A 13844-nucleotide genomic window follows, 5' to 3' on the forward strand; every position below is an offset into this window, starting at 1 on the left:
CAACACCTCCCGCCAAAAAGCGAAAAGTGTCACCCATGTCTCCGGTACAAAACGTCACCTATCTCTCAGGTCGGGCACATTGTGTCCGACCCGGAGACATCGGTAACAGGTCGTAGCCTGTAGCCGGTCGCGAAATTCCGGAAATTTAACACTGGGTTCTGGAATTTTCGAAAAAGCATTTCCCGCCAGCGGTACAAAGCAGGCGCTTAATCTACGGGCCGGTTGTACTGCTCGATCCGCATACAACGGCCAAGAGCCTCCGACAACGCTTCAGGCGAGCGTTCGCCTGAGATCACCAGACCCACTGCTGTCGTCATGGCTACGCGGCCGCGGCCGCTCTCTATCAGGACACGATGATCTGCGCACCACTGGCGAACCACCGTTGTGACCAGCTCGATTTCATTTTCATTGAGCGGAAGAAGGTCTAGAAGAGACATCTATAGCCCCTCCAATAATGGCAAGAGCGCAACGAGTCTCTCAACCGGTCTCAGCCGTTAAACTCGGGGCCGGCAAGGCAGCATACGCCCGCCATGTCGTGATGCAATACGTTCATAGCGCACAGGAACCTTTTGATGCGCTTTGCATTTACCATGTGTCGCGCGACGAGCTCGCCCGTTAATCGCGGCTGGCGTGCGTCCCCCGTTCGCCCAGCGAAGTCGCGTGATGCCTGTGCTGTAGGATCCAGACAACCGCAGCCAGGATGCGGCAGGGCTCGTCTCAAACCCCTCAATGGCGAGCCCGGTCGTTGTCCCGCGGCAGACAAATTCGTCATCTTTGTGAATGCCCTGGCAGAGCGGTCAGCTCTCCATCACATAACTCGTGGCGTCGTCCTGCTTATCGCGCAGTCCCTTCTAAGAGGGACGCCGCCCGATGCGCGGGAAGCCTTCAGTTCGCATGCGCAAATAACGAACGGAATGCCGTAGAGGTGTCGAGCGCGGGTTACAATGCTGAGGCGATCTTTGCATCGTGGCTTTCGTGTCGGTTGATGAAATTAAGCCATCGGACGACTGGGAACTTTCAACCGCCTCAAATGTTGAGCAGAATGGATCGTGCGGCCAAGCTCTCCTGTAACCGTGCTTCCCTCTTGCACGTGGCTGTGCGGTCCGCCTCAATCTCCGAGCATTCGGTATGATAGGGTACGGAAACCATGGTCCGTATGATGCGTTGATCTTGTGAACGTCTCCCGGCGTTCCTCTTTGTCAACAAATAGCCCCGATGCGTTGGGGCTCTTTGCGGTGAAGGAGCGAAGTGATTACGCTCACCGAGACTCACGCGAGATATAAACTTCTGGCTCGATGGACACTACTCGGATGGCATCACCTATCGAGTTGAGCAGGATTGCCCCAGTGGTAGATGAGCTCGCATCGATCTCTGCCAACATGAGTAATTTTCAATCGGTTGCCATCATGATTGATGACGTCCGGTGCTTCCTCCCTGAGAACTGGAAAACCTATCGTTATCCCGATATTTCACAGTTGATCGACTGGGCGAAGCAAAGGGAATTTGGCGAATAGAGCACGATATTTTCATTATGAAAAATCGTGTTTGACCCCTTTCGCGCGTCGCGCGGGCGCCAGGGAGCTGTCTTCTTCTCCCGCGCCGCCCGCGCTTGATGAGCGCCATTGTCACCCGTTATCATCAGTTCTCTTGTTACTTCTTGCTTCCCCGGGTTGATAGGTGCTGGAACCAAGCGGGTGGCATTTTCGTTTTCCTTTCGGCGTTCAAAGAAAGGAAATCCAATGCAGGTCGTCGGAACACAGGTTATCCCCCTTGGGGGCGGGAAGGCTGGCTTTACGGTCGAATTCGTCGGCGACGGCGGCGAGGTCGTTTCCGTCCAGTTGAGGAACGATGCTGAACGCTCGCTCAATCGCCAGAATGCCATAGAAAAGGCGAAAGAGCTGATGAGCCAGATCGCATCAGTCAAGACGCCGGAGGGCGGGACGATGAGCGTCAAGCTGAGCGCGCGCGCGTCTCACGATCGTTTGACGCTCGAGGAGCAGCTTGACGAGGGGCTCGAGGATACGTTTCCGGCCAGCGATCCAGTGTCGGTGACGGGCACGACTATCAAGCACTAAAATGAATGTCCTGGTAGTTCTGAATTCCCGTTCGATAGAGATTTAAAGAAAAGGCGAGCAGTTTGACGACTGCTCGCCTTTTTTGCCTATGTCATCAGCAACGGAACGCTGATGACAAGGCCGACGAGAATAACGGCGGTCGCGATCCGCAAAAGACGCATGCGCCGTGTACGCTCCCCGCTCCAATCATAGGTCATGGCCTGTCTCCTCGGGGCAAGGACTTAGCGCCCGGTAAACCGGGTTCAATAGCTATGACGCAACTTGCTTGCGTAAGGCTGATCTAATTTAATGCTTGAAAAATTAGCGAAATTACGACTTCAGCCGCCGAAGCGAAGTGCCCAGCGGCTGCCATTATGGGTCATGCGGATGACGGATAAGGGTTCGATATCCACAAGCCAGAAAGAGGAGAGTGGGGCCTGCAGCACGTTCAGGATAGCAGTGCGTATGAGCGCGGCATGACTGACGGCGACGACATGGCCGCCGAGCGTTGCTTGCATCTCCATCCATTCGGCCGGCCGCTCTGCGAGTTTTCTGATACTTTCGCCGCCATGCGGTGCTGATTCCGGGTCGCTCATCCAGGCGAGCAGGTTGTCGGGCTCCTGCGTCTGCAGGTCGGCGATTGCCACTCCCCTCCACCGGCCGTAATCGCAGTCGGCAAGCAGCGAATCGGGAAGAGAGCTGAGCGAGAGCGCTTCTGCGGTTTGGCGCGTGCGCAGCGTCGGACTTGTGAGGACGCGATCAGCCCGCTGTAGCTGACCGGCAATCGCCCGCGTCTTCGCGACGGCGTTTTCCTCAAGCGGTTCGTCTAGCGGAAAGCGGCCGCTACGGCCGGCGCTCGTCAGGTCGTGGCAGATCCAGGTGAGCCGGGTATGCACGTTCCTTCGTTCTCCGGAAATGCGATGGGGAGCCAGATGAAGTCTCGTTGACAGTTCTCCGCCCGTAGATATAACGGTCATGTTGCGGGTTTGGAAGCCGGTGAAAATCCGGCGCGGTCGCGCCACTGTGACCAGTCTGCGAAAGCAGGCTGGAAGTCAGACCCTACCGTACAACGCTCTTTCTACTGAACGCGTCTTCCAGGAGGAAAACATGTCTGACACCACTTTCGCGCCCGTCGCAGCACCAGTGCCGATCCCGGTAGGGGAGATCCTGCCTTGGGCGATCTTCGGCGGCCTGCTGATGATCATCGCCATCTATTTCGTCGGCACGGAAGAGGGCGCCATGGCGCTGTTTTCCGGCGGCTACGTCCACGAATTCGTGCATGACGGCCGCCACCTTCTCGGCTTCCCCTGCCACTAAAGGACGACAGACATGGTTGGAACTCTTTTGCTCCGTGGCATGCTCGCGGGGGCGGTCGCTGGCATTCTGGTGTTTGCCTTTGCCTATACATTCGGCGAGCCGCTGGTCGATCAGGCAATTGCCTTCGAGGAAGCCGCTGCCCAGGCCGCCGGCGAAGGAGCCGAGCCTGAACTCGTCAGCCGTGCCACACAGGCCGGTCTCGGCCTCTTCACCGGCGTGATGACTTATGCGATTGCTGTCGGCGGCCTCTTCTCGCTCGCCTTCGCCTTCGTTCACGGCCGTTTCAGCCAGCTCAGCGCCCGTGGCACAGCCGCGGTGATCGCGCTTGCCGCTTTCGTTGCAATCGTCCTCGTTCCTGCGGTCAAATACCCGGCCAACCCGCCGGCGGTCGGCAGTCCGGATACGATCGGCGTGCGCACCGAGCTTTTCTTCCTGATGATCGTCGTTTCCGTTGCCTCGCTCATCGCCGCGGTGGCGCTGGCGCGCAATCTTTCGGCACGTTTCGGCATTTGGAACGCTGCGATCCTCGCGGGTGCCGTCTATCTCGTCTTCATTGGCTTCGTTCAGTACATGCTGCCGCCGATCAACGAGATACCGGAGTATTATTCGGCGATGGTGCTCTGGCGCTTCCGCACGACATCGCTCGGCATGCACGTCATCCTGTGGGCGGCTCTCGGGATCGTCTTCGGAGCGCTAGCCGAACGCCGTCTGGCGCTGCGGGCGGGTATGCGTCCGGCGTTCCGGTGATCCGGACTTAGTGCGTTGCCTCTTAGTGGGCTTGTCAAAAGAGAACTCCTCATTCCTGTGACGAACACAGGGATGAGGGAACAATTGGCAAAATTGCCGCGATCTCGTCAACCGAGGAGGGCGAAGCGATGGGTGGCAAGACTAAGCCTGACGGCACTTTTTTTGTCCGCCACCGGCAGCGCACTCGCTCACAGCAGCAACTCCGCTGGCAGCCATACCGGCATCCCGATCCCGGAAATCTCGCATGGCGAGATGGCGGTGATGGCGGAATACCGGGATCGGATCATCGATCTTGCCTCGCAGGCGACCGATACCAACGAGCCGTTCCGGCGGGTGCTGAACTATGCGCGGATCCAGTATTCTTACTGCTGCTGGGGCCGAATGCCCGGAAGTGTGACGGACGAGCGCAGCCCATTCAACGAATGCGCCCATGCTTATCTCGCTGCAACCAAGGCCGTTCTGATCGCCATTGGCGACATGCCGCGGGAAGCCGATGCCGCATCGGCGATCATCACAGATGCCGATGCCGAGATGGTACGGCGCGGACTTTCGCTGATCACCTGCCGCTTCAGTGGCGAGACATTCAACACGGCGAATGTCGTGCGCCCGCGCTGGAGCGAGATTCCCATGCACGCGGCAAGCATGGCGTCGCTATCGGCGCTTATGGGCATTCTCTTAGGCGTGTTCATTGCGGCCAAGCGCCTGCTTAGCGGTCAGTCGTCCGAATAGCGCTGCTCGCGCCACGGGTCGCCATACATGTGGTAGCCGTTCTTTTCCCAGAAGCCGGCGTGGTCGGCGGGGATGAGGTCGATGCGGCGAAGCCACTTGGCGCTTTTCCAGAAGTAGAGATGCGGCACGACCAAGCGCATTGGGCCGCCGTGATCGCGCGTCAGCGGCCGGCCTTCCCACGACGTTGCAAGGATCGCGTCTTCGGCTGCGAAATCGGCGAGCGGCAGATTGGTCGTATAGCCGTCATGGCTCGTCAGCATCACGTAATTGGCTTCCGGCTTCGGCATTGCGAGATCGAGAAGGTCGCGTGTCGAGACGCCCTTCCATTCGTTGTCATAGCGCGACCATGTGGTGACGCAATGAATGTCGCTGACCTTCGTGCTTTCTTCGAGCGTCTGAAAGGCGGTCCAGCTGAAGTCGAGCGGCGTTTCGACGAGCCCGCGCACCTCCAGCCGCCATGTGTCCAATGAAATAACCGGCTGCTGGCCGAGGTCGAGAACCGGCCAGTTCTTGACGAGATGCTGGCCGGGCGGCAGACGCTCGGTTTCCGGACGGCTGATGCGGCCGGTGAGAAACTTGCCTTCGGCGGCCCAGCGGCGCTTCGAGGTGGTGAGTTTGCTGTCGGCGGGGTTCTGCTCGTCGCTCATGCAGGGTATCCTCATCGCGTTGGCGCAATAGGATATCCAGGCCCCGTGCGAGTCAAGACAATCCGCCTCTTGGAAATCCGGTATCCGGTCATTAGACTTGAAGTGTCGGGTATGCCTCTCGGGGGAGGAGGCGCAAAGGGGAGGAGCCGGACCTGTCGTCCAGACACAGGCTGATATTCGCGCTGTTTTCGGTGCCGTTTGTCGTCTTCGCGTTCTTCTATTATGGCGGGGCGGTGGCGACGCGCGCCTATATGGGCGAGGCGTCATCCCAAGGCGGAACGGCGCTCAGGTTGGCGGTTTCCGCGCTCAGCGGCCATCTCAACCGCTATGAGGCGCTGCCAGCGTTGATTGCCGATCACGACAACATCAAGGAACTGGTCAGCCGCCCGGACGACCAAGCGTTGCGCGATGCGGCGAATCTCTATCTCAAGGAGATCAACGGGCTTCTGAAATCCTCCGATATCTATGTGATCAAGCCGGATGGCGAGACGATCGCGGCAAGCAACTTCGACCTGCCGGGCAGCTTCATCGGCGAGAATTTCAGCTACCGGCCCTATTTCCAGGATGCGCTTGCCGGGCGCCAGTCCCGGTTCTATGCGTTGGGAACCACCTCACTGAAACGCGGATATTACTTCGCCTCGCCGATCCATGCGGATGCCGAAATCCGCGGCGTTATCGTCTTCAAGGTCGATATCGACATGATCGAGGCTTCGTGGGGCGACGGCGAATACCGCATCTTCGTGTCGGATCCCGAAGGCATCATCTTCATGTCGGGCAAGCCGGGTTGGCTCTATAACGGCATTTTGCCGCTGACGGCAGACCGCATCGCGCGCACCGGAGCGTCCCGCCGCTACGCGAACGCGCGGTTGACGGCGTTGCCGATCACGCGCAGCCATTTCGAAGAGCATGAGCTGATGTCGCTTGTCGAAGAAGGCGTGCAAAAGGAATACCTCGTGCTCTCGCACTATATGCCGGCCGAGGACTGGACCGTGAACGTACTGATGGATACCGGTTCCATCCGCACGCAGGCGCGCACCGCACTTGGCGCCGTCTTCCTCATTCTCTGCATCGCCGGGCTGGCGATCGCAATCTTCCGGCAGCGGCGGATGCGGCTCAACGAGCGCATGCATCTGCAGGCGGAAGCGCGCAACGAGCTGGAGCGGCGCGTCGAGGAGCGCACGGCCGACCTTGCCCGCGTCAACAGCCGTATCGAAGAGGAGATCGCCGAGCGGCGGTTGACCGAGCAGCAGCTTCGCCAGACTCAGGCCGATCTCATCCAGGCAGGCAAGCTCGCCGGGCTTGGCCAGATGTCGGCGGCACTCTCGCACGAGTTCAACCAGCCGCTTGCCGCAGCAAAGACCTATACGGACAGCGCGGCCGTGCTCCTGGATCGCGGGCGGACGGCGGAGGCACAGGACAATATCCAGCGTATCGGCGGGCTCATTGACCGCATGGCATCCATCAGCAAGCATCTGCGCAACTTCGCCCGTAAGCCGAACGAGAAGCTCGGTCCGGTGCCGCTTGATGAAGCGATCCGCGATACGCTGGAGATCATCGCCTGGCGGCTGAAGGCGGCAGATGCCGACTTGCGGGTCGATCTCGGCCCCCGTCCGCCCGTCGTCCGTGCCGGGTCCGTGCGCCTGCAACAGGTTCTGGTGAATGTGATTTCGAACGCGGCCGATGCCGTTGAAGGTCTCGAAGACCGGCGGATCGAGGTGACGGCCCTGGAGGAGAAGGGCAAAGTGGTGCTGACGGTACGCGATCATGGACCGGGCGTGCCGGCGGCGATCGCCGAGCGCATCTTCGATCCCTTCTTTACAACCAAGGGCGTTGGCAAGGGACTGGGGCTCGGGCTTTCGATTTCCTACAATATCATCAAGGATTTCGGCGGCAGCCTGATGGCTGCCAGTCATCCGGAAGGAGGTGCCGTGTTCCGCATCGATCTGCAATCGGCGGCCGGTATGATGCCAGAGGCGGCGGAATGAGCGAGCAGAAGATCTTGCTGGTGGACGACGAGGAGGAGCTGCGCCGGTCGACGGCGCAGGCACTGGAGCTTTCGGGCTTCAGCGTCGAGACGTTTTCCACCGCCGACCATGTGCTGGAGCTGATCGGCTATAGTTTTGCAGGGGTCGTCGTCAGTGATATCCGGATGCCCGGCACCGACGGCATGACGCTGATGCAGAAGATCCGCGAGATCGACGTGGAAGTGCCGGTTATCCTCGTCACGGGCCATGGCGACGTGCAACTGGCGGTAAAGGCGATGCGCGAGGGCGCCTATGATTTCATCGAAAAGCCGTTCACGCCGCAGATGCTAGCGGGAGTGATAAGGCGGGCCATGGAGCGCCGCAGCCTCGTGCTGGAGAACCGCGTGCTCAGGGCCGTTGCCGGGAAACGCGACGATATCGAAGCGCGTCTGCCGGGCCGCACGCAGGTGATGGTGGATTTGCGCTATCGCATCCGCGCGATCGGGGCGAGCGATGCCGATACGCTGATTGTCGGCGAGACGGGAGCGGGTAAGGAGGTCGTCGCGCGGGCGCTGCATGACATCAGTGCCCGGGCGAGCCGGCCGTTCATAGCCATCAACTGCGCGGCGCTGCCCGCAAACCTGATCGAGAGCGAACTTTTCGGCCACGAAGCCGGTGCGTTTCCCGGTGCAGTGCGGCCTCGCTATGGCAAGTTCGAGCACGGCCGCGGGGGCACGATCCTGCTCGATGAAATCGGGTCGATGCCGTTTGATTTGCAAGCGAAATTCCTGCGCGTGCTGCAGGAGCGGGTCATCTCCCGCCTCGGCTCGAACGACATCGTGCCGCTCGACGTGCGCTTCATCGCGACCAGCAAGGTCGATCTCGAAGTCGAAGTCGCTGCGGGACGCTTCCGCGCCGACCTTCTCTACAGACTGAATGTCGCGACGCTGCACGTACCGGCACTGGCGCAACGGCGGCCAGATATCCCGCTGCTGTTCCTCCAACTCGTCCGCGAGGCGGCCGCACGCTACGGCCGTGACGAGATGGCGGTACCACCCGAGGTGATTTCCGACATCGCCCAGCGGGATTGGCCTGGCAATGTGCGCGAGTTGCGCAATGCCGCGGACCGCTTCGTGCTCGGCCTCGACGGAGAGCGGCAGTTGGGCGAGGTCAGCGGCCTTGCCGATCGGGTCGCGGAGTTCGAGCGCAGCGTGATCGCCAGTGCGCTTGTAGCGCATGGCGGCAGCCTCAAACCGGTCTACGAGTCGCTGCAGATCTCCCGGAAGACACTGTACGAAAAGATGCAGAAATACGGGCTGGACAAGAAGCTACTCGTCTCCGAGTAGGCGAATGGGTGGATTTCCACACATCATCAAACCCGTTTGTTTCCGAATCGACCCATGCTGCGCCGCACACGTGAGGAATTCGCGCGAAGGGGAGGGCAGGGCTGATTGCGGTAGCAGGTTCAGGACGTGCTAATGGCCCTATTCGCATTGGCGCGTGGGAAGCGTCGGTGGTATTTTGTTTTCATCAGGGAGGAAAAAGATGAAAATCCTGAAAGCCATGCTTGGCATGACGGCGGCCGTTGCCGTCTCGCTTCTCGCAAACGGCGCATCCGCGCAGACCTATCCAGAGCGCACTATCACGATGGTCGTGCCCTTCTCGGCCGGCGGCCCGACCGATACGGTTGCCCGCCTCGTTGCCGAATCCATGTCCAAGGACCTCGGCCAGCAGATCGTCGTCGAGAACGTCGGCGGCGCGGGCGGTACGCTCGGCGCGGGACGGGTGGCCGCAGCCAGCCCGGATGGTTACACCATCCTCCTGCACCACATCGGCATGGCGACCAGCGCCACGCTCTACCGCAAGCTTGCCTATGACACGCTCGGCGCCTTCGATTATGTCGGCCTCGTCACCGAGGTTCCGATGACGATCGTTGCCCGCAAGGATCTGGAGCCGAAGGACCTGAAAAGTCTGATCGATTATGTGAAGGCGAACAAGGACACGGTGACCTACGCCAATGCCGGCATCGGTGCCGCCTCGCATCTTTGCGGCATGATGTTCATGAGCGCGATCCAGACGCCGTTGACGACTGTCCCTTACAAGGGCACTGGCCCGGCGATGACCGATCTTCTCGGCGGCCAGGTCGACTTCATGTGCGACCAGACGACCAACACGACGAAGCAGATCAAGGGCGGCACGATCAAGGCTTACGCCGTCACCTCGCCGAAGCGTCTCGACGTCCTGAAGGATATCCCGACGGCCGTCGAAGCCGGTCTGCCCGGTTTTGAAGTCGGCATCTGGCACGGCATCTACACACCGAAGGGTACGCCGGCAGAGGTCAACGAGCGTCTGTCGAAGTCGCTGCAAGTGGCGTTGAAGGACCAGAACGTTGCAGCTCGCTTCGCGGAACTAGGCACTGCGCCGTCGGCGGAAGCCGACGCTACGCCTGCCGCCCTGAAGGCGAAGCTTGAAGGCGAAATCGCTCGCTGGAAGCCGGTGATCGACGCTGCCGGCGAGTATGCCGACTGAGGCGTAGTGCCATTTGGCCCCCTCACCCTAACCCTCTCCCCGCTGGGGAGAGGAGACTCTGGTAAGCATTCGGCATGACTTCCGTGAGCGGGAACAGTGCCACACGTCCCTTCTCCCCGGCGGGGAGAAGGTGGCGGCAGCCGGATGAGTGAGAACCACTTGCGCTGAGGGAAACCATCTCCAACCTACGGAGACACCATGAAATCGGTTAGTTTCGATGCCACCAATGTCATCTGCGGCGCACTACTCGTCGCGACGGGCGCATTTTTTGCGATCCAATCCTACAGTCTCGATTTGGGGACGACGCTCCGCATGGGCCCGGGCTACTTCCCGCTGCTGCTTTCAGCGGTGCTGATCATTCTCGGCGCGGCCGTCTTTGTTCAAGCGATCCGCGCGCAGGGCGAGCCGATGGGGCCGCTTGCCTGGCGCGGCATGCTGTTCATCCTGCCTGCGCCGATCTTTTTCGGGCTGACGGTCCGGGGGCTGGGATTCGTGCCTTCGATCTTCCTGACCGCTTTCATTGCCTGCTTCGCCTCGCATCGGATGACGGTGCTCCGCGCGATTTTGCTCTCGGCTCTGCTGACGGCCTTTTCCGTCGGTGTTTTCAGTTACGGTCTCGGATTGCCGTTCGAGCGTTTTGGCCCCTGGGTCCGGTTCTAGGAGGCCGCGATGGAACTTTTCAGCAATCTGGCACTCGGTTTCGCGACGGCGGCAACGCCGGCCAATCTTCTCTTCTGTCTGATTGGCGTTCTGCTCGGTACGCTGATCGGCGTGCTGCCCGGCATCGGCGCCACGGCGACGATCGCCATGCTTCTGCCGATCACTTTCCAGCTTGAGCCGGTGTCTTCGCTCATCATGCTCGCCGGCATTTATTACGGCGCGCAGTATGGCGGTTCGACGACGGCGATCCTGATCAACATGCCGGGCGAATCCTCCTCCGCGGTGACCGCCATCGACGGCTACCAGATGGCGCGGCGCGGCAGGGCGGGGGCGGCGCTTGCGATCGCAGCACTCGGTTCCTTCTTCGCCGGCACGGTTTCGACCTTCCTTGTCGCGATCTTCGCGCCGCCGCTGACCGATATCGCCCTGCGCTTCGGCGCTGCGGAATATTTCTCGCTGATGGTTGTCGGCCTGGTGTCGTCGATCGCGCTCGCCCACGGTTCCGTCATCAAGGCACTGGCGATGGTGGTGCTCGGGCTGCTGCTGGGCCTCGTTGGCACGGATATCTATACCGGCACACCACGCTTCACGCTCGGCATCCGCGAATATGCGGACGGCTTGAATTTCGTGGCACTTGCTGTCGGTGTCTTCGGCATCGCCGAAATTCTGCGCAACCTGGAAGGGGAGAAGAGCCGAACGGTTCTGATAGCAAAGGTCTCCAGCCTGCTGCCTTCACGCGAAGAATTCAAGGAGATGATCGCGCCAGTGCTTCGTGGCACAGCGATCGGCTCGGCTCTCGGCATCCTGCCAGGCGGCGGCGCGATCCTCGCGTCCTTTGCCTCCTATACGGTCGAAAAGCGGATCTCGGACAAGCCGAAGGAATTCGGCCAGGGTGCAGTTGCCGGCGTCGCAGGCCCAGAGTCGGCCAACAATGCCGGCGCGCAGACCTCGTTCATTCCGCTTCTCACACTCGGCATCCCGGCCAATCCGGTGATGGCGCTGATGATTGGTGCGATGATCATTCAGGGGATCGTGCCGGGACCGAACGTCGCGACCGAGCAGCCGGCGCTCTTCTGGGGCATCATCGCCTCGATGTGGATCGGCAATCTGATGCTCGTCGTCCTCAACCTGCCGCTGATCGGGCTCTGGGTGAAGCTCTTGACGGTGCCTTACTACGTGCTCTTCCCGATCATCATGGCCTTCTGCTCGATCGGGGTCTACAGCGTCAATTCCAACGTCTACGACCTCTATGCCGTCGCCTTCTTCGGGTTCATCGGCTACCTCCTCGCCAAGCTCAGATGCGAGCCGGCGCCGTTGCTGCTCGGTTTCGTGCTGGGTCCGCTGCTCGAAGAAAACCTGCGGCGGGCGATGATCCTTTCGCGGGGCGATCCGATGACCTTCGTTTCGCGGCCGATTAGCGCGGTCCTTCTTGCGATCGCCGCGGCAGTCCTCATCGTCGTCTTCCTGCCGAGCGTGAAGAAGAAGCGCGAAGAGGTCTTCGTCGAGGAGGGTTGAAGTTCGCCGCTCTTTGTTGAACAAAGGATAACCCGACGCGGGCGCCGTTTTGGCGCCCGTTTCGCATGACAGGACATCCAGGCCCATGAACATCCCCGCACGGATCAAGGACGATCTGGCCTTTCTCACATCGCTGCGCCGCGATCTGCATGCCCATCCGGAGCTCGGCTTCGAGGAGGAGCGCACGAGTGGCATCGTGGCGAAGCTGCTGGAGGAAGCGGGCATCAAGGTGCATCGCGGGCTTGGCGGCACGGGGGTCGTTGGCACACTGCAAGTGGGAAACGGCACGCGAGTGATCGGCCTTCGCGCGGACATGGATGCGCTCGCGATGCCGGAGATCGCCGAGCGACCGTACAGATCGACCATGCCCGGCAAGATGCATGCCTGCGGACATGATGGACATACCGCCATGCTGCTCGGCGCGGCGCGTCATCTGGCAGCGAGCACGGGCTTTTCGGGCACCGTGCATTTCATTTTCCAGCCGGCAGAGGAAGGCAGAGGTGGTGCAAGGCGGATGGTGGAAGAGGGGCTTTTCGAACTCTTCCCTTGCGATGCCGTCTACGGTCTGCACAACCTGCCGGGGCTTGCCGTCGATGAGATTGCGGTGGTCGAAGGGCCGCAGCTTGCCTCTTCGGATAGCTGGCGCATCACCTTTCGCGGGACGGGCACGCACGGCGCAAAGCCACATCTTGGACGCGACCCGATTACCGCAGCAGGCACATTCCTTGCCTCGCTGCAGACGATCGTCGGCCGTGTCGTCGACCCGCTGCAGCCAGCCGTCGTCAGCGCATGTTCACTGCAGGCGGGTGACCCGAAGGCGCTCAACGTGATCCCGGACGTGGTCGAGATCGGCGGGACCGCGCGGGCCTATTCCGCCAACGTGCGCGACCAACTTGAGCAGGAGATCGGCCGCCTCGCTGAGGGTACGGCGGTGATGTACGGCATTGCCGCTGACTATCAATTCGAGCGGCGCATTCCGCCGGTCGTCAACGATGCCGACGCGACGCAGCGGGCGGTGGCTGCCGCACGGGCGGTGTTTGGAGAGAAGGTGCGCACCAGCTTTCCGCCTTCGACGGCTGGGGACGACTTCGCCTTCTTCGAACAGAATGCGCCGGGCTGTTACGTGTGGCTCGGAAACGGGCCTGCCATTGATGGCGCTCTGCACCACAATACCGCTTATGACTTCAACGATGATGCGCTTGGGTATGGTGCGGCTTATTGGGTGAAGCTGGTGGAGCAGGAACTGGTGGCGTAGACAGTTTTGCGGTAGCCCCTCTTCTCCCTAGTGGGGTCCGAAGGACAGATCGAGACCGTTGGCCCGACCCTGGTCGGCCCAAAGGGCTGGATGAGGGGGAGCGGCAACTCCCGCGTCAGCTACAAAATTTCCAACACCGGTCCCTCGAGCAGCTTCCCGGTCAAAACATCTGCAATCCCCCGATCCGTCTGATGCGGACCGGCGTTGCAGGCGAGCGTTGCGCCGAAGCAGGCCTTGAAGACGAGGTAGGGTGGCTGCCAGTCGACGATCTTTTCCATTGCCTTGCGGATGTTGCGGAAGGCGGAGGCGGTGTCCTCCAGCGAAATTTCGGTGACGAGGCCGGAAAGCGGCAGGGGGAGCACTGCTTCGATCTGGCCATCCCTGGCGACGGCCATGCCGCCGCCGGCGGCGATGACGGCGTTAGCGG

15 protein-coding genes are annotated in these 13844 nt (G+C 61.0%); 11 read left to right on the forward strand and 4 right to left on the reverse strand.

What is annotated here, in order from left to right; translation table 11 throughout:
• Positions 1–206: 206 nt before the first annotated feature.
• A complete protein-coding gene (locus BN1800_RS37140; protein WP_087005585.1) occupies positions 207–437 on the reverse strand; it encodes a hypothetical protein in 231 nt (76 codons plus the stop codon).
• An 873-nt stretch (positions 438–1310) separates the two neighbouring features.
• Here BN1800_RS37140 and BN1800_RS37145 point away from each other — a divergent pair.
• Both BN1800_RS37145 and BN1800_RS37150 read left to right on the forward strand, forming a co-directional pair.
• Positions 1311–1514: a hypothetical protein gene (locus BN1800_RS37145; protein WP_143534236.1), complete on the forward strand. Its 204-nt coding sequence runs from the start codon at positions 1311–1313 to the stop codon at positions 1512–1514.
• A 225-nt stretch (positions 1515–1739) separates the two neighbouring features.
• Complete coding sequence (locus tag BN1800_RS37150; protein ID WP_087005591.1) at positions 1740–2075, forward strand: hypothetical protein; 336 nt, start codon at positions 1740–1742, stop codon at positions 2073–2075.
• A gap of 317 nt (positions 2076–2392) precedes the next feature.
• Here BN1800_RS37150 and BN1800_RS37155 read toward each other — a convergent pair whose 3' ends face one another.
• Complete coding sequence (locus BN1800_RS37155; RefSeq protein ID WP_087005594.1) at positions 2393–2950, reverse strand: histidine phosphatase family protein; 558 nt, start codon at positions 2948–2950, stop codon at positions 2393–2395.
• A 211-nt stretch (positions 2951–3161) separates the two neighbouring features.
• Here BN1800_RS37155 and BN1800_RS37160 point away from each other — a divergent pair, with 211 nt between their 5' ends.
• From BN1800_RS37160 to BN1800_RS37170, 3 genes are all read left to right on the forward strand, one after another.
• Positions 3162–3371: a CbtB domain-containing protein gene (locus BN1800_RS37160; protein ID WP_087005597.1), complete on the forward strand. Its 210-nt coding sequence runs from the start codon at positions 3162–3164 to the stop codon at positions 3369–3371.
• A gap of 12 nt (positions 3372–3383) precedes the next feature.
• Positions 3384–4118 carry a CbtA family protein gene (locus BN1800_RS37165; protein WP_027508198.1) on the forward strand — a complete coding sequence of 245 codons (735 nt, stop codon included), beginning with the start codon at positions 3384–3386 and terminating at the stop codon, positions 4116–4118.
• Between the two features lie 72 nt (positions 4119–4190).
• Positions 4191–4847 (forward strand): hypothetical protein, encoded by a 657-nt coding sequence (locus tag BN1800_RS37170; protein WP_425299098.1) that lies wholly within the window; start codon positions 4191–4193, stop codon positions 4845–4847.
• Here BN1800_RS37170 and BN1800_RS37175 read toward each other — a convergent pair.
• The gene (locus BN1800_RS37175; RefSeq protein ID WP_087005603.1) at positions 4832–5494 is read right to left on the reverse strand and encodes a sulfite oxidase-like oxidoreductase; all 663 of its coding nucleotides are present in this window, start codon (positions 5492–5494) and stop codon (positions 4832–4834) included. The two genes, BN1800_RS37170 and BN1800_RS37175, sit on opposite strands and share 16 nt — an antisense overlap.
• 152 nt (positions 5495–5646) lie before the next feature.
• On the opposite strand from BN1800_RS37175, the gene BN1800_RS37180 reads away from it, so the two are divergent.
• From BN1800_RS37180 to BN1800_RS37205, 6 genes are all read left to right on the forward strand, one after another.
• Positions 5647–7479, forward strand: coding sequence for a sensor histidine kinase (locus tag BN1800_RS37180; RefSeq protein ID WP_425299099.1), 1833 nt, complete (start codon positions 5647–5649; stop codon positions 7477–7479).
• Positions 7476–8804, forward strand: coding sequence for a sigma-54-dependent transcriptional regulator (locus BN1800_RS37185; RefSeq protein WP_027508202.1), 1329 nt, complete (start codon positions 7476–7478; stop codon positions 8802–8804). The genes BN1800_RS37180 and BN1800_RS37185 overlap by 4 nt, the downstream gene beginning before the upstream one ends.
• A gap of 199 nt (positions 8805–9003) precedes the next feature.
• On the forward strand, positions 9004–9987 hold the full coding sequence (locus BN1800_RS37190; RefSeq protein ID WP_087005609.1) for a tripartite tricarboxylate transporter substrate-binding protein: 984 nt from the start codon (positions 9004–9006) through the stop codon (positions 9985–9987).
• Between the two features lie 198 nt (positions 9988–10185).
• On the forward strand, positions 10186–10647 hold the full coding sequence (locus tag BN1800_RS37195) for a tripartite tricarboxylate transporter TctB family protein (protein ID WP_027508204.1): 462 nt from the start codon (positions 10186–10188) through the stop codon (positions 10645–10647).
• Positions 10648–10656: 9 nt separating this feature from the next.
• A complete protein-coding gene (locus BN1800_RS37200) occupies positions 10657–12162 on the forward strand; it encodes a tripartite tricarboxylate transporter permease (protein ID WP_027508205.1) in 1506 nt (501 codons plus the stop codon).
• Positions 12163–12247: 85 nt separating this feature from the next.
• Positions 12248–13417 carry a M20 aminoacylase family protein gene (locus BN1800_RS37205; RefSeq protein WP_027508206.1) on the forward strand — a complete coding sequence of 390 codons (1170 nt, stop codon included), beginning with the start codon at positions 12248–12250 and terminating at the stop codon, positions 13415–13417.
• A 119-nt stretch (positions 13418–13536) separates the two neighbouring features.
• Here the strand turns inward: BN1800_RS37205 and BN1800_RS37210 are convergent.
• The coding region (locus tag BN1800_RS37210; RefSeq protein WP_280173996.1) for an adenine deaminase C-terminal domain-containing protein at positions 13537–13844 on the reverse strand (308 nt) is incomplete at its 5' end.

Origin of the sequence: Rhizobium sullae (genome assembly GCF_900169785.1) — a bacterium.
GTDB classification, from domain to species: domain Bacteria; phylum Pseudomonadota; class Alphaproteobacteria; order Rhizobiales; family Rhizobiaceae; genus Rhizobium; species Rhizobium sullae.

Excerpts from the sequence above, each read along its gene's own strand:
- BN1800_RS37140 (WP_087005585.1), bottom strand. The coding sequence starts at position 437 with ATGTCTCTTCTAGACCTTCTTCCGCTCAATGAAAATGAAATCGAGCTG.
- BN1800_RS37145 (WP_143534236.1), top strand. The coding sequence starts at position 1,311 with ATGGCATCACCTATCGAGTTGAGCAGGATTGCCCCAGTGGTAGATGAG.
- BN1800_RS37150 (WP_087005591.1), top strand. The coding sequence starts at position 1,740 with ATGCAGGTCGTCGGAACACAGGTTATCCCCCTTGGGGGCGGGAAGGCT.
- BN1800_RS37160 (WP_087005597.1), top strand. The coding sequence starts at position 3,162 with ATGTCTGACACCACTTTCGCGCCCGTCGCAGCACCAGTGCCGATCCCG.
- BN1800_RS37165 (WP_027508198.1), top strand. The coding sequence starts at position 3,384 with ATGGTTGGAACTCTTTTGCTCCGTGGCATGCTCGCGGGGGCGGTCGCT.
- BN1800_RS37170 (WP_425299098.1), top strand. The coding sequence starts at position 4,191 with ATGAGGGAACAATTGGCAAAATTGCCGCGATCTCGTCAACCGAGGAGG.
- BN1800_RS37175 (WP_087005603.1), bottom strand. The coding sequence starts at position 5,494 with ATGAGCGACGAGCAGAACCCCGCCGACAGCAAACTCACCACCTCGAAG.
- BN1800_RS37185 (WP_027508202.1), top strand. The coding sequence starts at position 7,476 with ATGAGCGAGCAGAAGATCTTGCTGGTGGACGACGAGGAGGAGCTGCGC.
- BN1800_RS37190 (WP_087005609.1), top strand. The coding sequence starts at position 9,004 with ATGAAAATCCTGAAAGCCATGCTTGGCATGACGGCGGCCGTTGCCGTC.
- BN1800_RS37195 (WP_027508204.1), top strand. The coding sequence starts at position 10,186 with ATGAAATCGGTTAGTTTCGATGCCACCAATGTCATCTGCGGCGCACTA.
- BN1800_RS37200 (WP_027508205.1), top strand. The coding sequence starts at position 10,657 with ATGGAACTTTTCAGCAATCTGGCACTCGGTTTCGCGACGGCGGCAACG.
- BN1800_RS37205 (WP_027508206.1), top strand. The coding sequence starts at position 12,248 with ATGAACATCCCCGCACGGATCAAGGACGATCTGGCCTTTCTCACATCG.